Source organism: Yeosuana sp., assembly GCF_057126245.1.
Genome location: NZ_DBNGMQ010000084.1, coordinates 34,601 through 58,866, shown reverse-complemented (window position 1 = coordinate 58,866; position 24,266 = coordinate 34,601). Strand labels below are relative to the sequence as shown.

Annotated in this window: 14 protein-coding genes; 9 read left to right on the top strand and 5 right to left on the bottom strand. The window is 34.7% G+C overall.

All coding sequences use genetic code 11. The annotated features are described in order from the left end of the window. Positions 1–5: 5 nt before the first annotated feature. Complete coding sequence (gene purL, locus AC15TD_RS11700) at positions 6–3,686, top strand: phosphoribosylformylglycinamidine synthase (RefSeq protein ID WP_484452334.1); 3,681 nt, start codon at positions 6–8, stop codon at positions 3,684–3,686. A gap of 79 nt (positions 3,687–3,765) precedes the next feature. Here purL and AC15TD_RS11695 read toward each other — a convergent pair whose 3' ends face one another. From AC15TD_RS11695 to ppdK, 4 genes are all read right to left on the bottom strand, one after another. Then, positions 3,766–5,022 carry an L-lactate MFS transporter gene (locus AC15TD_RS11695; RefSeq protein WP_484452333.1) on the bottom strand — a complete coding sequence of 419 codons (1,257 nt, stop codon included), beginning with the start codon at positions 5,020–5,022 and terminating at the stop codon, positions 3,766–3,768. A 40-nt stretch (positions 5,023–5,062) separates the two neighbouring features. After that, entirely contained in the window at positions 5,063–5,818 is a 756-nt protein-coding gene (pflA, locus tag AC15TD_RS11690) for a pyruvate formate-lyase-activating protein (RefSeq protein ID WP_484452332.1), read from the bottom strand. Between the two features lie 74 nt (positions 5,819–5,892). Beyond that, positions 5,893–8,118, bottom strand: a complete 2,226-nt coding sequence (pflB, locus tag AC15TD_RS11685; RefSeq protein ID WP_484452331.1) for a formate C-acetyltransferase — start codon at positions 8,116–8,118, stop codon at positions 5,893–5,895. A gap of 496 nt (positions 8,119–8,614) precedes the next feature. Further along, positions 8,615–11,344, bottom strand: coding sequence for a pyruvate, phosphate dikinase (gene ppdK / locus AC15TD_RS11680; RefSeq protein WP_484452330.1), 2,730 nt, complete (start codon positions 11,342–11,344; stop codon positions 8,615–8,617). Between the two features lie 231 nt (positions 11,345–11,575). On the opposite strand from ppdK, the gene AC15TD_RS11675 reads away from it, so the two are divergent. The 8 genes from AC15TD_RS11675 to AC15TD_RS11640 all read left to right on the top strand — a co-directional run bounded on the left by AC15TD_RS11675 (position 11,576) and on the right by AC15TD_RS11640 (position 22,963). Further along, complete coding sequence (locus AC15TD_RS11675; RefSeq protein WP_484452329.1) at positions 11,576–13,348, top strand: AMP-dependent synthetase/ligase; 1,773 nt, start codon at positions 11,576–11,578, stop codon at positions 13,346–13,348. Positions 13,349–13,493: 145 nt separating this feature from the next. After that, positions 13,494–13,886, top strand: a complete 393-nt coding sequence (locus AC15TD_RS11670) for a hypothetical protein (protein ID WP_484452328.1) — start codon at positions 13,494–13,496, stop codon at positions 13,884–13,886. A gap of 138 nt (positions 13,887–14,024) precedes the next feature. After that, positions 14,025–14,468, top strand: a complete 444-nt coding sequence (locus tag AC15TD_RS11665; protein WP_484452327.1) for a MarR family winged helix-turn-helix transcriptional regulator — start codon at positions 14,025–14,027, stop codon at positions 14,466–14,468. 14 nt (positions 14,469–14,482) lie between these two features. Next, on the top strand, positions 14,483–16,876 hold the full coding sequence (locus tag AC15TD_RS11660; protein ID WP_484452326.1) for a 3-hydroxyacyl-CoA dehydrogenase/enoyl-CoA hydratase family protein: 2,394 nt from the start codon (positions 14,483–14,485) through the stop codon (positions 16,874–16,876). A 4-nt stretch (positions 16,877–16,880) separates the two neighbouring features. Continuing rightward, positions 16,881–18,071 (top strand): acetyl-CoA C-acyltransferase, encoded by a 1,191-nt coding sequence (locus AC15TD_RS11655; protein WP_484452325.1) that lies wholly within the window; start codon positions 16,881–16,883, stop codon positions 18,069–18,071. Positions 18,072–18,083: 12 nt separating this feature from the next. Continuing rightward, the gene (locus AC15TD_RS11650; protein ID WP_484452324.1) at positions 18,084–19,892 is read left to right on the top strand and encodes an acyl-CoA dehydrogenase family protein; all 1,809 of its coding nucleotides are present in this window, start codon (positions 18,084–18,086) and stop codon (positions 19,890–19,892) included. A 78-nt stretch (positions 19,893–19,970) separates the two neighbouring features. Continuing rightward, on the top strand, positions 19,971–21,305 hold the full coding sequence (locus AC15TD_RS11645; RefSeq protein ID WP_484452323.1) for a M28 family peptidase: 1,335 nt from the start codon (positions 19,971–19,973) through the stop codon (positions 21,303–21,305). Between the two features lie 11 nt (positions 21,306–21,316). Next, the gene (locus tag AC15TD_RS11640) at positions 21,317–22,963 is read left to right on the top strand and encodes a M1 family metallopeptidase (protein ID WP_484452322.1); all 1,647 of its coding nucleotides are present in this window, start codon (positions 21,317–21,319) and stop codon (positions 22,961–22,963) included. Positions 22,964–22,976: 13 nt separating this feature from the next. Here AC15TD_RS11640 and AC15TD_RS11635 read toward each other — a convergent pair whose 3' ends face one another. After that, the gene (locus tag AC15TD_RS11635; protein WP_484452321.1) at positions 22,977–24,260 is read right to left on the bottom strand and encodes a glycosyltransferase; all 1,284 of its coding nucleotides are present in this window, start codon (positions 24,258–24,260) and stop codon (positions 22,977–22,979) included. Positions 24,261–24,266 lie beyond the last annotated feature (6 nt).

Here is a 24,266-nt window from a genome sequence, read left to right as displayed (position 1 = left end):
CTATAATGATTCATTTCTTTGGAAACGTAAATAGCAAAATAATTGCTGTTCAAACAACAAAAGAATTATCAACCGACACCATCTCTAAATTAGTATGGTTATTTGGCAACCAACCCAAACTGAAACAAGCATCTTTAGATGCTTTTTTTGTTGGCCCACGTGCCGCTATGATAACGCCTTGGAGTACGAATGCTGTCGAAATTACCCAGAATATGGGAATTTCAGATATCATTCGTATTGAAGAATTTGATACTGTTTCAGAAGATTTTAAAGATTTTGATCCTATGATTTCTGAGAAATTTAGTGTTTTAAATCAAGAATCATTTACTATAAACATACAACCGAAACCAATACTTAATATTGATGATATTGCTGCATACAATCAACAGGAAGGGTTGTCGTTGAGCGATGAAGAAGTGACTTACTTAGAAGGTGTTGCGAAAAAAATTAAACGACCATTAACCGATTCAGAAGTATTCGGATTTTCTCAAGTGAATTCAGAACACTGCCGTCATAAAATTTTCAATGGCACGTTTGTAATTGATGGTATTGAAAAACCAACATCTTTATTCAAATTAATAAAAGAAACATCGAAGCAGCATCCTAACGATATTGTTTCGGCCTATAAAGATAATGTGGCTTTTATAAAAGGTCCAAAAGTGGAACAATTTGCTCCTATGCGTGCTGATGCTCCTGATTACTATAGGATTCAAGATTTTGAATCGGTTATTTCGCTTAAAGCAGAAACTCATAATTTCCCAACAACTGTTGAACCTTTTAATGGTGCTGCAACAGGTTCTGGCGGTGAAATTAGAGATAGATTGGCTGGCGGTAAAGGATCTCTTCCTTTAGCAGGTACTGCTGTTTACATGACCTCTTATTCAAGATTAGAAGAAAACAGGCCATGGGAAAAAGGCGTTGAAGAACGCAAATGGCTATACCAAACACCCATGGATATTTTAATAAAAGCTTCTAACGGTGCATCAGATTTTGGAAATAAATTTGGGCAACCCCTTATTTGTGGCTCTGTTTTAACCTTTGAACACGAAGAAGAGGCACGCAAACTTGGTTTTGACAAGGTGATTATGCAAGCCGGAGGTATTGGTTATGGGAAAAAAGATCAAGCACTAAAAGACACGCCTCAAACTGGTGATAAGATTGTAATTCTTGGTGGTGAAAACTACCGTATTGGTATGGGTGGTGCTGCTGTATCATCAGCCGATACCGGAGAATTTGCTTCTGGTATCGAATTAAATGCTGTACAGCGTTCTAACCCCGAAATGCAAAAGCGTGCGGCAAATGCAATTCGTGGTATGGTTGAAAGTAAAGAGAATTTTATTGTTTCTATTCACGATCATGGTGCGGGTGGACACTTAAATTGTTTATCTGAATTAGTTGAAGATACTGGAGGAAAAATAGATTTAGATAAATTACCTGTTGGTGACCCAACCTTATCAGATAAAGAAATTATAGGAAACGAATCTCAAGAACGTATGGGATTAGTAATTGCCGAAAAACATATTGACACTTTACAACGTATTGCAGAACGTGAACGTTCGCCCATGTACACTGTCGGTGATGTGACTGGTGATCACCGTTTTACTTTCGAATCTAAAACCAACGGCCATAAACCCATGGATTTAGCCATGAAAGATATGTTTGGAAGTTCACCAAAAACTATCATGACGGACAAAACTATTAAAAGAAATTATAGTGATGTGTCCTATAACTCTGATAATTTCTATGATTATTTAGATCAATTACTTCAGCTTGAAGCAGTAGCTTGTAAAGATTGGTTAACTAATAAAGTTGACCGTTGTGTTGGTGGAAAAGTCGCCAAACAACAATGTGTTGGTCCGTTACAATTACCTTTAAATAATGTGGGTGTAATGGCGCTTGACTATAAAGGAAAAGAAGGTATTGCAACCTCTATTGGGCACTCGCCTATTTCAGGATTAATCAATCCGGTCGCTGGTAGTAGAAACTCCATTACTGAAGCCTTAACCAACATTATTTGGGCGCCTTTAAAAGATGGTTTAAAATCGGTTTCATTGTCGGCCAACTGGATGTGGCCTTGTAAAAATGAAGGTGAAGATGCGCGTTTATATGAAGCTGTTGAAGCTATTTCAGAATTTGCAATTGATTTAGGAATTAATGTGCCAACAGGAAAGGACTCTTTATCAATGAAACAAAAATATCCTAATGAAGAAGTAATTGCTCCTGGCACCGTTATTATTTCTGCAGCAGGAAACTGTAATGATATTAGCAATGTTATTGAGCCGGTTTTCAGTAAAGATGCTGGTTCTATTTATTACATCAATATATCTCAGGATGATTTTAAATTAGGAGGCAGTTCATTTGCTCAAATTTTAAATAAGATTGGAAACGATGCGCCTTCTGTAAGCAATGCTGTTTATGTTAAAAATGTTTTTAATACCATTCAAAGTTTAATAAAGGACGGAGAAATCGTTGCCGGACATGATGTGGCTTCAGGTGGTTTAATTACTACCTTGCTTGAAATGTGTTTTGCAGATACTAATCTTGGTGCAGAATTAGATCTTTCCACTTTAGCTGAAAACGATTCGTTTAAAATATTATTTGCTGAAAACGCTGGTGTTGTTATTCAGGCAAAAGATGATTCCATTGAAAAAACACTTTCCGAAGCAAATATTGAATTTTTCAATATTGGAAAGGTAACTGAAAGTGATGCATTAAACATCATTAATGGCACTGAAGTATTTACTATGACCGTTTCAAGATTACGTGATGTTTGGTATAAAACTTCATATTTATTAGACCAAAAACAAACAGCAAACGGGTTGGCAAAAGAGCGATACGATAACTATAAAAAACAACCCCTCCAATATACATTCCCTAAACATTTTACAGGGAAATTAGAAGACCTCATTTCGAACGCACCTCGCAATGATAGAAAACGTCCGAAAGCAGCTATTTTACGCGAAAAAGGAAGTAACAGTGAACGCGAAATGGCAAACGCCATGTATTTAGCAGGTTTTGATGTGAAAGATGTTCACATGACCGATTTAATTTCAGGTCGTGAAACCTTAGAGGATATTCAGTTTTTAGGAGCTGTTGGTGGGTTTAGCAACTCCGATGTTTTAGGCTCGGCTAAAGGTTGGGCTGGCGCCATTAAATATAACGAAAAGGCCAATAAGGCTATTCAAGATTTCTTCAATAGAGAAGACACACTTTCTGTTGGGATTTGTAATGGTTGCCAATTGTTTATGGAATTAGAAGAAATTACTCCAGAACATGAGATTCATGGAAAGATGGTTCATAACGATTCGTATAAACACGAAAGTGCCTTTACGTCGGTAAACGTTCAGAAAAATAATTCAGTCATGTTATCAACCCTTGCAGGATCAACGCTTGGGGTTTGGATTTCGCATGGTGAAGGAAAATTTAGTTTACCATATTTAGAAGACCACTATCACATTGTTGCAAAATATAGGTATGCTAAATATCCGCATAATCCGAATGGTTCTAATTTCAACACAGCCATGATGTGTGATAAAACGGGGAGACATTTGGTAACTATGCCACATATTGAGCGTTCAACTTTTCAATGGAATTGGGCCAACTACCCAGAAGGAAGGAAAGACGAAGTATCTCCGTGGTTAGAAGCTTTTGTAAATGCCAGATTATGGATTGAAAATAAAAAATAAACACATAGGTATATCGTACAAAAAAGCTCTTTCAAAAATTGATTTGAAAGAGCTTTTTTATTAAAACAATCACCTAATGTTAAGCAAACTTAACGCTTTTATTAATTACTTTATATGCTATCGTTACCGAGCGTTTCATTAATAATGAAATTATAAGAGCAATAATAAATAATCCTGCGAATACTTCTAAGGTGGCATTAAGAGATCCTGTCGCGTTTTTAACAACATCATAAATTGTAGGACCAACAACGCCTGCTAATCCCCAAGCTGCCAATACCATTCCGTGGATGGCTCCTAATTGTTTAGTTCCGAATAAATCACCTAAAAAAGCTGGCAAAGTGGCAAATCCACCACCATACATGGTTATAACCGTAAATAAGACAACTAAAAATGCTAATTCCATTCCAATTTTAGGTAAGAAATAAAAAGCTAAAATTTGAAATGCGAAGAAAATAATATAGGTATTTGCTCTTCCTAGATAATCAGATAAACTTGACCACATGATTCGTCCTAAGCCATTAAAAACTCCAATGAGCCCAACGACAGCAGCAGCTTCCATTGGTGAGTAATTCAGTTTTTCTTGCATCATAGGGCTTGCTGCAGAAATGATGGCAATACCACAAGCAATATTAATAAACATCATTACCCAGATATAATAAAACCTAGGTGTTTTTAAAGAGGCATTCGCATCAATATTAGAAATATCTGCTTTAATCTGTTTCCCTTCTCCCAGTTTAAATCCTTCAGGCAAATATCCTTCGGGAGGCCTTTCAATATATCTCGCTGAAGACAATATCAATATCATATAAATAATACCTAAAACATAAAATGCGTTCGATACACCAACCGTATCAAAAAGTGATTGCATAACGGGTCCAAAAATTAAGGCCGCAAAACCAAATCCCATAATAGCCATACCCGTTGCCAAACCACGTCTGTCTGGAAACCATTTTACTAGGGTACTAACAGGTGTAATATATCCAAGGCCTAAACCAATACCACCAATAACACCATAACACAGGTAAAAGAGAGTTAATGATTCTATTTGAACTGCTAGTCCTGAACCTAAAATACCAACTCCGTATAAAATTCCTGCCGTTGTTCCACTTACTTTTGGACCTACTTTTTCAACCCAACGACCTAGAAAAGCTGCTGATAAACCTAATAATAAAATAGCAATCTTAAATGCCCATTTAATTACACTTCCATCAACATCAAAAACATCTTTAACAGGGTTGGTCATCACGGAATACGCATAGACTGAACCAATAGAAATATGGATACCAACTGCCGAACCAGCAATTAACCATCGATTTTTTATTTTTTTTGCATTCATAATTATATACAATTCTGATGTTGCTTTTTACAACATCTAATTAATTTACTTTTACTTCTTTGAAATATTGATTTAAAATTTTTGAAGCTACTTCAATTTCATCTTTGGTATTTTCACGAGCATCTTTTAATTGATATTCCCATCCTAAAGCTTCCCATTTGTGAATCCCTAACTTATGGTAAGGCTGAATTTCAATCTTTTCAATGGTCTTATAATCTTTAAAATATTCTCCCATAGCATGTAATAATTCGGGATTATTAGTGATTTCAGGGATTAAAACGTAACGGAGCCACATCGCTTTCCCCGAAGCTTCCCGGTGTTTTGCAAAAGTAAACGTAGTTTCTTTGTTGCGCATTCCTGTTAAAGCTTCATAACCATCTTCTGTCATGTGTTTGATATCTAACATCACCAAATCTGTATATTCATCAAGTAATTCAACAGTAAAATGATTTAATATTCGTCCGTTAGTATCAACATTGGTGTGAATACCTTCCTCTTTCAATCTTTTAAAAAACGGCACTAATTCTTTAGACTGCAATAAAGGCTCTCCACCTGATACGGTTACACCTCCTTTTTTTCCAAAATAGGGCTTTATTTTAAGAGCCATTTGAACAAGCTCTTCAATTTCATATTCGGTTCCTCCCGAGGTTTCTATGGTATCAGGATTATGACAATACAAGCATTTTAATTTACATCCTTGTAAAAACACGACCATCCGAATTCCTGGTCCGTCATGTGTTCCGAAAGATTCAACTGAATGCACTCTTAATATATTCTCTGCAGTTTTGATAGCCATATTTTTTTAAAGTTAAAGGTGCTAAAAAATCAAAAAAATATTTTTTTAACACCTTCAATATTCATAACATTTAATTACATAGACTCGTGAAACGATCTTGTAATAACTTCCATTTGTTGCTCTTTTGTTAACCTTACAAAGTTAACAGCATAACCAGATACACGAATGGTTAATTGAGGATACTCTTCTGGGTGTTCCATAGCGTCTAACAATGTTTCTTTGTTAAGAACATTCACATTTAAATGTTGTGCATTTCTTGAGAAATAACCATCTAAAGTTGTTGCTAAGTTGTCTATTCTATCTTCTTCTGAAGCTCCTAATGATTTTGGAACAATTGAGAATGTATTAGAAATACCATCTAAAGAATCTTGATAATTAATTTTAGACACTGAATTTAAGGATGCAATAGCTCCGTTTTTATCTCGTCCGTGCATTGGATTTGCGCCTGGTGCAAATGGTACTCCATAAGCTCTACCATCCGGTGTTGCTCCAGTTTTCTTACCATAAGACACGTTTGAAGTAATGGTTAAAACAGACATCGTTGGCTCTGCATTTTTATAAACAGCTAGTAGTTTTAATTCATTATTAAAATCGGCTACTGCTTGAGCGGCTAAAGTATCCACTCTATCGTCATCATTACCATAGCAAGGAAACTCACCTTCAATTTTAAAATCGACTGTTAAACCTTCTTCATTTCGTATTGGCTTTACTTTGGCATATTTAATAGCTGATAATGAATCTGCTACAATCGATAAACCTGCAATACCATAAGCAAGATTAACACTTGGATTCGTATCAATTAAAGCCATCTGCGCTTTTTCGTAATAATATTTATCATGCATATAGTGAATAATATTCATTGAGTCATTATACACACGAGCAACTTCTTTCATCGCTATTTTAAAATTAGCCATTACCTTATCATAATCTAAATACTCATCGGTATATTCTGGAATCCCTGAAACAACTTCCGTTCCAGTAAATTCACAACGACCTGCATTTAAAGCTAATAATAATGTCTTAGCAAGATTTGTACGAGCCCCGAAGAACTGAATAGATTTTCCTAATTCCTGATATGATACGCAACAAGCGATTCCATAGTCATCAGACCCACGATTCTCACGCATTAAATTATCATTTTCAAATTGAATTGATGATGTATCAATAGCCACTTTAGAACAATAATCTTTAAAGTTTTGAGGCAACGCTTCAGACCAAAGAATCGTAATATTTGGTTCTGGCGAAGCTCCTAAGTTATATAAGGTGTTTAAGAAACGGTATGATGTTTTAGTTACTTTACTTCTTCCATCAGAAAACATACCTCCAATTGCTTCTGTTACCCACGTTGGATCTCCTGCAAATATATCATCATAAGCACTCATACGTAAATGGCGAACCATACGTAATTTCATTACAAATTGGTCTATATATTCCTGAGCTTCTTCTTCTGTAATTAACCCTTCCTGTAAATCATTTTCAATATAAATATCTAAGAATGTAGACACATTACCTAAAGACATAGCAGCACCATCTTGTGATTTTACGGCGGCTAAATACGCCATATAAGTCCATTGAACAGCTTCTTGTGCATTTTCGGCTGGACGGCATAAATCTAATCCGTAGGTTTCACCTAAGACAATCATTTCTTTTAAAGCCTTGATTTGCTCAGCAACTTCTTCACGCAAACGAATTACTGCATCATTCATTGGACCCGTAATGTTGACTTGATCTGCTTTTTTAGATTTTATTAAGAAATTGATTCCGTATAAAGCGATACGACGATAATCGCCAATAATTCTACCTCTAGCATAGTTATCTGGCAATCCTGTTAAAAATCCTAGAGAACGAAACTTTTTAATTTCTGAAGTATAGGTATCGAAAACGCCATCGTTATGAGTTTTAACATATTTAGAAAATAAATTTGTTAAATTCTCATTAGGCTCTACACCTTGTTCAGATAATGCTTTTTGAACCACTTTGAAACCTCCAAAAGGTTTCATTGTTCTTTTTAATAATACATCTGTTTGCAGACCAACAATCACTTCATTTTCTCTATCAATATAGCCTGCATCAAAAGCACTAATGGTAGAAATAATTTCGGTATCTACAGAACGAACGCCATTATTTTGTCTTTCTTCTTTCGTTGCTTGTTTACAAATTTTCCATAGTTTTTGAGTTCTTGTACTTGGTCCAACTAAAAAATCATGAGTTCCATGATAAGGCGTAACATTATTAATGACAAAATCCCTTACGTTGACTTTTTCTGTCCAAACTCCGCTTTTAAATTGTTTTACTTCCATTGTATGTTATATTAATATTTTTGTGAAATCTATCTTATTCTCAATGCTCAAAATTAATTATATAAATCCCTTTTAAAACTGACAATTATCATGAAAACCCCTTTGTTTACTATAGTTACTAACGAAAACGTTTGAAATATAGGGGTCTCAAAAATAAAAATATTTATTTTTTTTAGATTTAATAAATAGAGGAGAATTGAGCATCTTTTTAAGATAATATAGTATAGGTTTTTTAAGTTACTTATAGTTAAAAAGTGATAAAAACGAGAAATTAAATAACATTTCTATTATATATTTAAAAGATTCAATTCTCAAAATAGATTTAACACATTAACATATGATATAAAATAAAAATCCCTTCCTCGGTAGAACAAGAAGATTTTATAAATATTAGCTTATGTACTTAAAAGGATGATTTTGTATACTTATAAGCATAAAAAAAAGCCTAAGTAAAACAGATGTTTTACTTAGGCTTTTTAAACTTAAAAATAAATAATTACATAGATTTTTTGATGACCGCTTGCGCAGAGGCAATACGAGCAATAGGAACTCTAAAAGGAGAACAACTTACATAGTTCATTCCAGTATTATAGCAGAATTCAACAGAACTTGGTTCTCCACCATGTTCACCACATATACCAACTTTTAAATTTGGTTTTGTGCTTCTACCTTTTTCTGTACCCATTTTAACCAATTGACCAACGCCTTCTTGATCAAGTACTTCAAAGGGATCTACCTTTAAGATACCTTTTTCTATATATACTGGTAAAAACTTACCAGCATCATCTCTTGAATAACCATAGGTCATTTGAGTTAAATCATTAGTTCCAAAAGAGAAGAACTCTGCTTTATTTGCAATTAAATCTGCTGTTAGCGCTGCTCTAGGAATCTCAATCATAGTACCAACTAAAAATTCAATAGTATCGTTATATTCTTCAAACACTTTTTGTGCAGTACTTCTAATAATTTGTTCTTGCATTTCAAATTCTGCAACGGTTCCTATTAATGGGACCATAATTTCTGGCTTTGCAACAATCCCTTTTGCTTTTAAATTTAAGGCAGCTTCAATAATAGCTCTTGCTTGCATTTCAGTAATTTCAGGATATGTATTTCCTAATCTACAACCTCTATGACCGAGCATAGGGTTAAATTCTTCCAATTCAGAAATTTTACTTTTCACAGCATCTAATGAAATATGCATGTCTTCAGCTAATTCTTTTTGTTGAATTAATTGGTGAGGTACAAATTCATGTAATGGTGGATCTAATAATCTTACAGTTACTGGTAACCCTTGCATTGCTTCAAAAATACCTTCAAAATCTTCACGTTGCATTGGCAATAAAGACTCTAAAGCATGTTTTCTACCTTTAACAGTATCCGCTAAAATCATTTCACGCATGGCTTTAATACGGTCAACTTCAAAAAACATATGCTCAGTTCTTGTTAATCCAATTCCTTGAGCTCCAAAAGAACGCGCTACTCTTGCATCCTTTGGTGTATCAGCATTGGTTCTAACCTGCATGGTTGCATATTTATCTGATAAAGTCATAAGCTCACCAAATTCACCACTTAATTCAGGTTCAATTGTTGCTACTTTTCCTTCAATAATATTACCAGTAGAACCGTTTAAAGAAATCCAATCACCTTCATGGTATTCTTTCCCATCAACTGTAAGAGTTCTTGTTTTATAATTAATTTTTAATGCTCCTGCACCCGAAACACAACATTTTCCCATTCCTCTAGCAACAACAGCAGCATGAGAGGTCATACCACCACGAGCCGTTAAAATACCACGAGCAATGTTCATACCTTCTAAATCTTCTGGAGATGTTTCAATACGAGTTAAGATGGTGTACTTATACTTATTGGCTTCATCAGCAAAAAATACTATTTGACCAGTTGCAGCGCCAGGAGATGCCGGTAATCCTTGAGCAATCACATGAGCACGCTTAAGTGCTTTTGGATCAAAAACTGGGTGTAACAATTCATCCAATTTATTAGGCTCAACTCGTAATAACGCTTCTTTTTCGTCAAGTAAACCGTCTTTCAGCATATCCATAGCTATTTTAACCATGGCGGAGCCAGTCCGTTTACCATTTCTGGTTTGTAAAATCCAAAGTTTACCATCTTGCATAGTAAACTCCATATCTTGCATATCACGATAATGCAATTCTAATCTTTCTTGATATTCATTTAATTCTTTATAAATAGAAGGCATTAATTCTTCTAGAGACGGATAGTTTTCAGCTCTATCTTCTTCTTCTACTTTTGCTAATTGAGCCCATCTTTCAGAACCTAATTTAGTTATTTGTTGAGGCGTTCTAACACCTGCAACAACATCTTCTCCTTGAGCATTAATTAAATATTCTCCATTAAATACATCTTCACCAGTACCAGCATCACGAGTAAAACAAACTCCCGTTCCAGAATTCTCACCCATATTACCATAAACCATAGCTTGAACATTTACCGCTGTCCCCCACTCTTCTGGGTAACCATTCATGTTTCTGTAGTAAATGGCTCTATCACCATTCCAGCTATTAAAAACTGCTACAACAGCTCCCCATAATTGATCCCATGGATTTGTTGGAAAATCATGTCCAGTACGTTTTTTTACTGCTTCTTTAAAATCATAAACTAAATCTTTTAAATCTTGGATTGTAAAGTCTGTATCTAATTCAATTTCACGCTTGTGTTTTAAGGCTTCCATGATTTCTTCAAAAGGATCAATATCTTCTTTTGATTCTGGTTTCATACCTAAAACAACATCACCATACATTTGTATAAAACGCCTGTATGAATCCCATGCAAAACGTTCGTTTCCTGATTTTTCTGCTAAGCCAATAACGACTTCATCATTTAAACCCAAATTTAATACGGTATCCATCATTCCTGGCATAGATACACGTGCTCCAGAACGAACAGATACTAATAGTGGGTTTTCTTTGTTTCCAAATTGAGAACCCATAATATTTTCAATATTTAAAATGGAATCTTCAACCTCTTGTTTAATCATTGAAACAACAGTTTCTTGCCCAAGTTGGTTATATTCTGTGCATACTTCAGTAGTAATTGTAAAGCCAGGAGGCACTGGTATTCCAATTAAACTCATTTCAGCTAAATTAGCTCCTTTACCTCCTAAAAGGTTTTTCATCTTACTATTTCCATCGGCAGATTTATTACCGAACTTATAAACTCTTGTTTTCACCGACTCTAAGGTTTCCATATAATTATCTTTTAATTTTTAAAACTTTGATGCCGACAAAATTAGATAGTATAAAACATCTATTAAATGACATAAATCATAAAACGGAACTTTTTATTTATTGATATCATGTTTAATTCGCGTCAATTATAACAATATCTTAATATTTATATATCCAGCTTTTTTATAACTTGTTCTTGGAAATTCTTTTTTATTTGCTATTTTGCGAGACACTAAACTACTTTAAACATCATGGCTGAGATTACAAGAATCTTTGATATCCCTCAATATCAATTTGACAAATACAATTTAGACAAATCTTTAATCACCAAATATAATGGTGAATGGATATCAACTTCATCTCAAGAGTATATCAATAACGCTAATGCAATAAGCAGAGGTTTAATTAGATTAGGGGTTCAACCAAATGATAAAATTGCTGTTATCTCTAGTACTAATAGAACAGAATGGAGTATCTTAGATATTGGCGTTTTACAAATCGGTGCACAAAATGCCCCTATTTATCCTACCATTTCTAAAGATGATTATGAATATATTTTGAATCACTCTGAATCTATTTACTGCTTCGTATCTGATGTTGAAGTTTTGGAAAAAATAAATGCCATAAAATCGAAAACAAAACTTAAAGGCATTTACACTTTTGATGACATTTCTGGAGAACGTAATTGGAAAGAGGTTTTAGAATTAGGTAAGGATGATAGTAACCAGAATGAGGTAGATACAAGAAAAGAAGCTGTAAAACCTCATGATTTAGCAACCATAATTTATACCTCTGGAACCACCGGAAAACCAAAAGGTGTCATGCTATCGCACAATAATTTAATATCGAATGTATTAGATAGTGAAAAACGTGTGCCGTTTGAATATGGAAAATCTAAAGCGCTGAGTTTCTTGCCCATTTGCCATGTTTTTGAACGTATGATTTTATATCTATATCAATATTGTGGTGTTGAAATTCATTTTGCTGAATCTATTGAAAAAATGAGTGACAATTTAAAAGAAGTGAAACCTAATGTAATGACTGCTGTTCCTAGATTATATGAAAAAGTATATGATAAAATAGTTAATAAAGGTGCAGAATTAATAGGTATAAAAAAAGCACTTTTTTTCTGGGCTATAGATTTAGGTTTAAAATATGAACCTTATGGCAAAAACGGTTTATGGTATGAGTTACAATTAAAATTAGCTAGAAAATTAATTTTTAGTAAATGGAAAGAAGGTCTTGGAGGTAATTTAGATTTAATGGTTTCTGGTAGTGCAGCTCTTCAACCTAGGTTAACACGTACTTTTGCGGCCGCCGGTATGCCAATTATGGAAGGTTATGGTTTAACCGAAACATCGCCAGTAATAGCGGTTAACGATATGCGAAATAGTGGCTTTAGAATTGGAACTGTTGGAAAAATAATTGATAATGTAGAGGTAAAAATAGCTGAAGACGGAGAAATATTAGTAAAAGGTCCCAATGTTATGCTTGGTTACTATAAAGATCCTAAAAAAACTGCAGAGGTTATGACTGGTGCTTATTTTCACACTGGAGATATAGGTGAAATAAGCGCTGACGGCTTTTTAAAAATTACGGATAGAAAAAAAGAGATGTTTAAGACCTCTGGTGGTAAATATGTAGCGCCGGCGCTTATTGAAAATGTATTAAAGCAATCCCATTTTATTGAGCAAGTCATGGTAATCGGCGAAGGTGAAAAAATGCCAGCTGCTCTAATACAACCTGATTTTGATTTTATAAAACATTGGATAGAAAGAAAAGGAAAAAATATTAAACCTGATAAGCACTCTATAGCATCTTCTCAAATTCTTAAAGATCGAATTCAAAAAGAAATTAACAAAGCAAATAAGAAGTTTGGAAATTGGGAACAGGTTAAAAAGTTTGAACTCACATCTGATATTTGGTCTATTGATGCTGGCCACCTCACACCTACGATGAAAATGAAACGAAAAATTATTAAGGAAAAATATAAAGACTTAATAGAAAAAATATATCGTTCTTAAATGCCCCTTTCATTGTTGTATTGATTTTAATTATTCTTAATTTATTAACTTTTTTTTTATTTTTTAATAATTATATAGTTAATAAATTATATTAATTTTAGCTTTTTAATATATTTACTATCACTAACCAATTAAAATTATTCACATGAAAACAAAAAATTTTTTAGTTTCTGGTATTACAGGTGGTATTGTCGATTTCTTTTTAGGGTGGCTATTCTACGGCATTCTCTTTAAAGATTTTTTTCCACAGCCTGATGACAGTCCTAATGCCATGATTATGATTTTTCTTGGATGTATTACTTTTGGATTGTTTGTAGCTTACATTTTTACTAAATGGGCTCATATTAGTACGATAGTCACAGGGGCAAAAGCTGGCGCTACAATAGGTCTATTCATGGGCTTGATTTTTAATTTCTTCAATCTGGCAATGACAACTGAAGTAGGTTTTCAAACAGTAGGATTAGACATTGCTATATCCATCATAATGACGACAATTATAGGTGCGGTTATTGCTCCAGTCAACGGAAAATTAGGATAAATTTTTATAAATCACTCTTAGTTAATTCTTACGCCTTCTTTTTGGAGGCATTTTTTTGTTTAATAATTTTTTAAAAATACAATTTTATTATGCATGCATAATAAATTTTATGTATATTTGATTTTGAAATCTCCAACCATGAAAGACAAAACAATTGACTATGTACTGAGAACCACATGGTTAACAGTTTCTAAAATGTATAACGAAGAAGCTCTAAAATTTGAGAGCACTATGGCCACTGGGCTAACGTTGTTAAGTATCGATCAAGAAAAAGGAACACCTTCAACCGCTTTAGGCCCAAAAATGGGCATTGAAGCAACTAGTTTGTCAAGAATATTGAAAACTATGGAAAAAAGAGGCTTAATTGAAAGGCGTCCAAATCCGGACGATGGGAGAAGTGTACTTATCTATCTAACAGATTTTGGAAGAGAAAAAAGAGCCTATTCAAAAGAAAAAGTTCTTGGTTTTAATAACGCTATTAGAAATAATATTTCTGAAGAAAAATTAAATCATTTCTATGAAGTTGCAGAACTAATAAATGAAATGGTATTAAATAAGAAAATTTACAAGCAAGCTAAATAATTAGGTTATCAAAAATGAGTAAACGTAGAATTAAAAAAATTGCAGTCATTGGTTCTGGAATTATGGGAAGTGGTATTGCATGTCATTTTGCCAATATTGGTGTTGAAGTCTTACTATTAGACATAGTTCCCAGAGAATTAAATGACACTGAAAAAGCCAAAAAATTAACGCTAAAAGACAAAGCCGTAAGAAATAGAATCGTTAATGATTCGTTAACGGCATCTTTAAAATCTAAACCCTCTCCTATTTATCATCAAAGTTTTAAAAGTAGAATTACCACTGGAAATTTAGATGATGATATTGCTAAGGTCAAGGATGTAGATTGGATTATGGAAGTGGTTGTAGAGCGACTTGATATTAAAAAACAAGTGTTTGAAAAACTGGAAAAACACAGAACTCCAGGAACATTAATAACTTCAAATACTTCTGGAATCCCCATTTATTTTATGAGTGAAGGACGCAGTGAAGATTTTCAAAAACATTTTTGCGGAACCCACTTTTTTAATCCAGCCCGCTATTTAAGACTATTTGAAATTATTCCTGGCCCAAAAACAGATGCGTCTGTCCTAGAATTCTTAAATGGATATGGTGAGCAATTCCTTGGAAAAACATCGGTTATTGCCAAAGACACACCAGCCTTTATTGGTAATAGAATTGGCATCTTCGGAATTCAAAGCCTATTTCACCAAGTAAAAGAATTAGGTTTAACCGTTGAAGAAGTTGATAAATTAACAGGACCAGTCATTGGTCGCCCAAAATCAGCAACCTTTAGAACGGTTGATGTTGTGGGTCTTGACACCTTAGTTCATGTTGCTAATGGTATTTATGACAATTGTCCTGATGATGAAGCACACGAACTGTTCAAGTTACCTGACTTCATCAATACCATGATGGAAAATAAATGGTTAGGAAGTAAAACGGGCCAAGGTTTTTATAAAAAAGAAGGTAAGGACATTAAAGCTCTCGATTTAAACACCTTAGAATATCGCGATAAAAAATCGACAAAGTTTGCCACGCTAGAGCTTACTAAAACAGTTGATAAAGTTATAGACCGTTTCAAAATTTTAACATCAGGAAAAGATAAAGCGGGTGATTTTTACAGAAAGAATTTTGCTGCTATGTTCGAGTATGTATCTAACAGAATTCCAGAAATTTCAGATGAACTATACAAAATAGATGATGCCATGAAAGCTGGATTTGGTTGGGAACATGGTCCGTTTCAAATATGGGATGCTATTGGTATTGAAAAAGGGATTGAACTCATGAAAGCTGAAGGCAAAAAACCAGCAGCTTGGGTTACCGATATGATTGCATCTGGAAAAACCTCTTTTTACACTGTTAAAGATGGTGCTACATTTTATTATGACATCCCTAAGAAGTCAATGGAAAAAGTTCCAGGACAAGACGCTTTTATCATTTTAGATAATATTAGACAATCTAACGAAGTCTTTAAAAATTCGGGTGTTGTTATAGAAGATTTAGGTGATGGTATTTTAAACTGCGAATTCCAATCGAAAATGAACACCATTGGCGGCGATGTTCTTGCAGGATTAAACAAAGCCATTGATTTGGTTGAAAAAGACTTTGCAGGATTAGTTATTGGTAATCAATCGGCAAACTTTTCTGTTGGAGCCAATATAGGTATGATATTTATGATGGCTGTTGAACAAGAATATGATGAACTTAATATGGCTATCAAATACTTTCAAGATACCATGATGCGTATGCGTTATTCATCTATCCCGACTATTTCAGCTCCTCATGGAATGGCGCTAGGTGGCGGTTGCGAATTATCAATGCATGCCGATAAAGTAGTTGCGGCTGCTGAAACTTATATTGGATTAGTTGAATTTGGAGTCGGTGTGATTCCAGGTGGTGGTGGTTCTAAAGAAATGGCTTTAAGAGCGTCTGACACTTTTAAGAAAAACGATGTTGAATTGAATGTACTTCAAGAATATTTCTTAACCATTGGGATGGCTAAAGTAGCGACGTCTGCTTATGAAGCCTTTGATTATGGAATTCTGCAGAAAGGGAAAGATATTGTCGTTGTAAACAAAGATAGACAGATTGCAACAGCAAAAGCATATGCCAAATTATTGGCTGAACAAGGCTATACGCAACCTGTAAAAAGAACAGACATCAAAGTTCTTGGCAAACAGGCTCTAGGAATGTTTTTAGTAGGTACTGATTCCATGGAAGCCAGCAAATACATCAGTGAACATGACCATAAAATTGCTAATAAATTAGCCTACGTTATGGCAGGTGGAGATCTATCTGAACCAACTCTAGTTAGTGAGCAGTATTTATTAGATCTAGAACGCGAGGCCTTTTTGAGTTTATGTACAGAACGCAAAACCTTAGAACGTATTCAACACATGTTGAAAACAGGAAAACCTTTAAGAAATTAAGACAATGAAACAAGCATATATTGTAAAAGCATACAGAACAGCCGTTGGAAAAGCTCCAAAAGGAGTCTTCCGTTTTAAAAGGGCTGACGAATTAGGTGCCGAAACCATCCAATACATGATGAAAGAATTACCAAATTTAGATGTCACTCGTATAGATGACGTCATCGTTGGTAACGCAATGCCTGAAGGCGCTCAAGGACTTAATATGGCCCGATTTATTTCTTTAATAGGATTAAATAGTGTGGATGTTCCTGGTGTTACGGTTAACCGTTTTTGTTCTTCAGGCGTTGAAACCATTGCTATTGCAACAGCTAAAATTCAATCGGGTATGGCTGATTGCATTATTGCTGGTGGTGCAGAAAGTATGAGTTCTGTTCCTATGACAGGCTTTAAACCAGAATTAAATTACAACACAGTAAAATCTGGTCATGAAGACTATTACTGGGGCATGGGAAATACCGCTGAAGCAGTTGCCAACCAATTTAAAGTATCTCGAGAAGATCAAGATGAATTTGCTTTTAATTCGCATATGAAAGCATTAAAAGCTCAAGCTGAAAATCGTTTTCAAGATCAAATTGTACCTATTAATGTAGAACAAACATACATTGATGAAAATGGAAAAAAAGCAATCAAAAAATATACCGTTACTAAAGACGAAGGCCCTCGTGCTGGAACCAATATTGAAGCCTTATCCAAATTACGTCCAGTATTTGCAGCTAACGGAAGTGTAACCGCTGGAAATTCTTCGCAAATGAGTGATGGTGCTGCATTTGTAATGGTCATGAGCGAAGATATGGTTAAAGAATTAAATCTGGAGCCAATTGCAAGGTTAGTAAATTATGCTGCAGCTGGTGTAGAACCAAGAATCATGGGTATTGGCCCAGTAAAAGCGATTCCGAAAGCATTAAAACTAGCCGGTTTAAAACAATCTGATTTATCACTCATAGAATTAAATGAAGCCTTCGCCTCTCAATCACTCGCTGTGATAAGAGAATTAGGATTGAATTCAGATATCGTAAATGTAAACGGAGGCGCCATTGCTTTAGGGCATCCACTTGGTTGCACAGGAGCAAAATTATCGGTGCAGTTATTTGATGAAATGCGTAAACAAAATATGAAAAACAAATATGGTGCTGTTACTATGTGTGTAGGAACCGGACAAGGTGCATGTGCCATATTTGAGTTTTTAAATTAAAATTAAGAAACTATGGAAACTAAAGAAAAAGAATTATTAAGAGGTGGCCAATTCCTTATTAAAGAAACCAACTGTGAAGACATTTTTACACCTGAAGATTTTTCAGAAGAACAAAAGATGATGAAAGATGCGGTTATGGAATTTAACGACCGTGAGATTATACCTTATAAAACGCGATTTGAAGCCAAAGATTATGCATTTACTGAAGCATGTATGAAAAAAGCGGGTGATCTTGGGTTTTTAAGTGTGGCAGTTCCTGAATCTTATGGAGGTTTGGGTATGGGTTTTGTTTCAACATTATTAACCTGCGACTACATCTCTAGCGGAACAGGTTCTTTTAGTACGGCCTTTGGTGCTCATACTGGCATTGGCACATTGCCGATAATATTATACGGGACTGAAGAACAAAAACAAAAATATATTCCAAAACTGGCTACTGGTGAATGGTTTGGGGCCTATTGTTTAACAGAACCCGGAGCAGGAAGTGATGCCAATTCAGGCAAAACAACTGCTACCTTATCTGAAGATGGGAAAAGCTATAAAATAAACGGTCAAAAAATGTGGATCTCTAACGCAGGTTTTTGCAAATTAATGATCGTATTTGCCCGCATTGAAAATGACAAAAACATTACTGGTTTTATTGTAGAATATGATAAAAACAAGCCAAACGGGATTACTTTAGGAGAAGAAGAACATAAATTAGGTATTCGTTCCTCATCAACACGTCAAGTATTCTTTACTGACACCGTTGTTCCAGTTGAAAACATGTTATCAGAAAGAGGTAATGGGTTCAAAATTGCTATGAATGCATTAAACGTTGGACGTATTAAATTAGCGGCTGCTTGCCTTGATTCACAAAGACGCATTACTACTATAGCTGTGCAATATGCTAATGAAAGAAAACAATTTAATACAGCTATTGCTGATTTTGGTGCTATAAAAGCCAAACTGGCTGAAATGTCTGCCAGCGCCTATGCCGGGGAATCTGCATGTTACAGAGCAGCAAAAGACATTGAAGACCGTATAGCCCTTCGTGTTGCTGCGGGGAACACCCATCAGGAAGCCGAACTAAAAGGCGTTGAAGAATATGCTATAGAATGTTCTATTTTAAAAGTGGCCGTTTCTGAAGATGTTCAAAACTGTGCTGATGAAGGTATTCAAATTTTTGGTGGTATGGGATTCTCAGAAGACACCCCAATGGAAGCTGCCTGGAGAGATGCTAGAATCGCCAGAATTTATGAAGGCACCAATGAAATAAACAGAATGCTCTCAGTTGGCATGTTAGTTAAAAAAGCTATGAAAGGTCATGTCGATTTATTAGGCCCGGCCACTGCGGTAGCTAACGAACTAATGGGAATTCCATCCTTCGAAACACCTGACTATTCTGAGTTGTTTTCAGAGGAAAAAGACATGATAGCAAAACTTAAAAAGATATTTTTAATGGTTGCGGGGGCGGCAGTTCAAAAATTTGGACCAGATTTAGATAGCCATCAACAATTATTAATTGCGGCTTCTGACATTTTGATTGAAATATATATGGCAGAATCTGCAATTTTAAGAACGGAGAAAAATGCAAAACGTTTTGGTGAAGAGGTTCAAAAAGTTCAAATAGCGATGGCTAAATTATATTTATACAACGCCGTATCAATTGTTGAAAAAAATGGTAAAGAAAGTATTATTTCATTCGCAGAAGGCGACGAACAACGTATGCTGTTAATGGGATTAAAACGATTTACAAAATATGTAAATTATCCTGATATTGTTGATTTACGGAGAGATATTGCCGAAAAAGTAAAAGTAGAAAACAAATACTGTTTTTAATTACAAATGACTAATTGAAATCTAAAGGCGTCTCTAATTTATTTTAGAGACGTTTTTTTATTATTTTAGTAAAAAAATATGAAAAAAATTGTCCTACTATCTCTCTTCATTTCGACCCAACTCGTTTTAGCCCAATCGGGCACGCAACTCTACGATATTATAGATAATGTTTCGGCAGAAAGAATTGAAAAAGATATTCAAACACTGGTCAATTTTGGAACGAGAAATACCTTTAGCGATACCATTTCAAATTCAATAGGCATCGGAGCTGCAAGACGCTGGATTAAATCTGAATTTGAGGACATCTCAAAAGACTGCAATAATTGCTTAAATGTTTTTTATCAGAAAGATTTTGTCACTAAAGAGGGTAATCGTCGTGTTCCGCATGATGCATGGGTAGTTAACGTCGTTGCCATTCAAAAAGGCACAAAATATCCTAATCGTTTTATTATTATGAGCGGTGATATCGATTCTCGAGCTAGCGACACCATGGATTTCATAACACCTGCACCAGGCGCTAACGACAATGCATCTGGTATAGCCGGAACTATTGAAGCCGCCAGAGTATTATCGAAATATAGTTTTGAAAATAGTATCATTTATGTTGGACTCTCGGGAGAAGAACAAGGTCTTTTCGGGGGTGATGATTTAGCTAAATACGCTAAGGAACAGAACTGGGACATTATCGGTATTCTTAACAACGATATGATTGGAAACATAAAAGGTATTGATGGCGTTATTGATAATAGAGCTTTTAGAATTTTTTCCGAGCCCGTGCCTCCAACTGAAACAGAACGTGAGCGCCAAATGCGTCGGTTTTATGGTGGCGAAGTAGATGGTATTTCCCGTCAGTTAGCTCGTTATGTTCATAAAAACGTTAAAACGTACATGCCCGAAATGAACCCTATAATGGTGTATAGACTAGATCGTTTTGGTCGTGGCGGCCATCATCGTCCTTTTAATGATTTAGGATTTGCTGGCATTCGCATCATGGAAGCTCACGAAAACTACACACAACAACATCAAAATATTAGAGAAGAAAACGGTATTAAATACGGCGATGTTATAGAACATGTAAATTTTGGCTACGCAAAAAAACTAACCGCCGTGAATGCGATTAACTTAGCAAGCTTAGCTTGGGCACCTCCCGCACCAAAAAATGTTGCTATTGGCGGTATCGTAGAAGCTTCAGCAAAATTTAAATGGGATAAAGTCGATGGTGCTATAGGATATAAAATTTACTGGAGAGATACTACCTCACCAACTTGGGATAATAGCCGTTATGTTGGCGATATTTCAGAATTCACACTTCGAGGTATTGTTATTGATAATTATTTCTTTGGAATTGCTGCCGTTGGAAAAAATGGTTATGAAAGTCTTGTAGTTTTTCCGAACGATGTTATTAGAAACTAAATTTTTTTATAATGCAAAAACAGATTTTAACCCTACTTTTCTTTATATTATTTGGGAATATATTGATACAGGCTCAAGATTTATTAAAAGAGAAACATAATTTTACCAGACAAGATACATTACGAGGAACTATTACACCTGAACGTGCCTGGTGGGATTTAACCTATTATCATTTAAATATTAAAGTTGAACCATATAAAAAATTCATCTCTGGAAGTAATGTTATTCAATATAAAGTTATCGATTTACAAAAAGACTTACAAATAGATCTTCAACCGCCTTTAAAAATTACTAAAGCGATTCAAGATGGAGAACAATTACAGGTATTAAAAGAGGGAAACGCTCATTTTATAAAACTAAACAGTATTCAAAATGTAGGGAACCTCAAGAGCATTGAAATATTTTATGAAGGTAACCCAAAAGAAGCCGTTAACGCCCCTTGGGACGGTGGTTTTTCTTGGAAAAAAGACAATAATGGAAATGATTTTATTGCTACTTCGTGTCAAGGATTAGGCGCCAGTGTTTGGTGGCCTTGTAAAGACCATATGTATGATGAAGTAGACAGTATGCTCATTAGCGTTAATGTACCTAAAGATTTAATTGATGTATCAAACGGAAGATTACGATCTATAGAACAATTTGGAGACACGAAAACTTACAGTTGGTTTGTTAATAGCCCTATAAATAATTATGGGGTGAATGTTAATATTGGTGATTATGTGAAATTTTCGGAAGTATATGATGGTATGGCAGGAAACCTTGATATGCATTATTATGTATTAAGAGATAACCTTGAAAAAGCACAAGAACACTTTAAGGATGCTCCTAAAATGATGAAAGCGTTTGAATATTGGTTTGGACAATATCCATTTTATAAAGATGGATATAAATTGGTAGAAGTCCCCTATTTAGGGATGGAACACCAAAGTTCTGTTACCTACGGAAATCAATATAAAAAAGGCTATTTGGGTAATGATGTATCTGGAACTGGTTGGGGATTGAAATTCGACTTTATTATTATTCATGAATCTGGTCATGAATGGTTTGCCAATAATATTACCTATAAAGATATTGCAGATATGTGGATACATGAGAGTTTTACCAATTACTCTGAAAGTTTATTTGTAGAATATTATTATGGAAAAGAAGCGGGCGCTGAATATGTAATCGGCACAAGAAGAAGCATACGAAACGACAGACCTATTATTGGTTTCTATAACGTTAATAAAGAAGGCTCAGGCGACATGTATTCAAAAGGTGGAAATATGCTTCATACCTTAAGACAACTTATTGAAGATGATGAAAAATGGCGACATATTTTGCGTGGTTTAAACACAACCTTTTACCATCAAACGGTCTCAACAAAACAAGTTGAAAATTATATTAGCGAGCAATCAGGCATTGATTTAACAGCGTTTTTTAATCAATATTTAAGTACAACAGAGGTTCCAACTTTAGAATATACCATAGAAAACAAAGAACTTAAATACCGTTGGACTCAAATTGTAGACAACTTTGATATGCCAATTCAAGTTACAATTAACAATAAAGAACAATGGTTATTCCCAACCGCTGAATGGAAAACGATGTCCTTAGAATCTAGTAAAACAGATTTTAAAATTGATCGCGATTTTTATGTTAATTCAACTAAAATATAAATAGATTTATACCCTAATGTGTATAAATATTTGATTCCATAGAACGTTGGTTAATCGAACTATTAAACACTGCAATCATACGTTTTGCGATACCGGTCCAACCAAAGTTACGTCTTGCGAAACGTGCGCCTTCAACAGATAATTCGTTTCTTAATTTGGGATATAAAAGTGGCATGGCCATCATGGCTCCAAATTCTAACGGGCGATGTGGATCGGCAAATAAAGCTTGATTTCCAAAATCAATTAAATCATACAAACCACCATGGACTGTTACAACACTTGGAGTTCCACACGCCATTGCTTCTATAGCTACCATACCAAAAGGTTCATATCTTGAAGGCATTGCAAAAATATTAGCCGCTCTATATACATTTGCTAAATCTTCATCAGCGACATAATTTTTCCAAGTAATTTTATCTGAAACACCTAATTCTTCTGCCAGTTTTTTTAAACCTGCTACACCTTTATCGTCTTGCTTAGATTGATCGCCTCCAATGGCCGCAACTAATCTTGCCTCTGGACAAAGTTCGAAAACTGTTGGTAATGCTTTTAAAAGCAAGTCGTAACCCTTATTGTGTGCCATTCGACCAAGAGCTAAAATATCTGTAGGATGGATATCATATTTAGCTCTAATTTTATCATTTTCTTTTGACGGTACAGGATAAAAACGATTTTCATTAATTCCTGGTGGTATCATACCACAGTTTTTAGGTAATACGTCGTATTGCTTTGTAAGTAAATCTACCTGCGGTAATGTGGTTGCAATTACATAATTACACATTTGAAAAACAAAATATTCTTTTCTAATACGCTCTTTAAAACGGTAGGTTTTTTCCATTTCTTTTTCATCCATGTCACTTGCCATCGTATGCTGTTTCCACCATCCTAAAGAGTGAGGCGTATGCACATGGGAAATACCTAATTCTTCTGCTATTTTTTGTCCTGCCCAACCAGCATCCCAGTAGTGTGAATAGACAATATCATATTTTTTACGTTCTTTTTTTATTGCTGCTAAACAATTAGTAACGAACTTTTTTAAATGATCGTGCATATCCTCTTTCCTGATAAACTTTTTCCCTCCAAAAGGGATGCGCCAAACACTATAATTTTCATCTACCACATCATATTCCGGCTGATCTTCAAACTGTCTTGTTACTAAATCTACGCGTTTACCTAATCTGCTAAAACGCTCTGCTAGTTCTAAAACATAAACGACTTGCCCTCCTGTATCTGGTTTTCCTAGTTCGGCATTAGCTCCAACATATCCGTGTAAAGAGATCATTAAAATCGATTTCATAATATT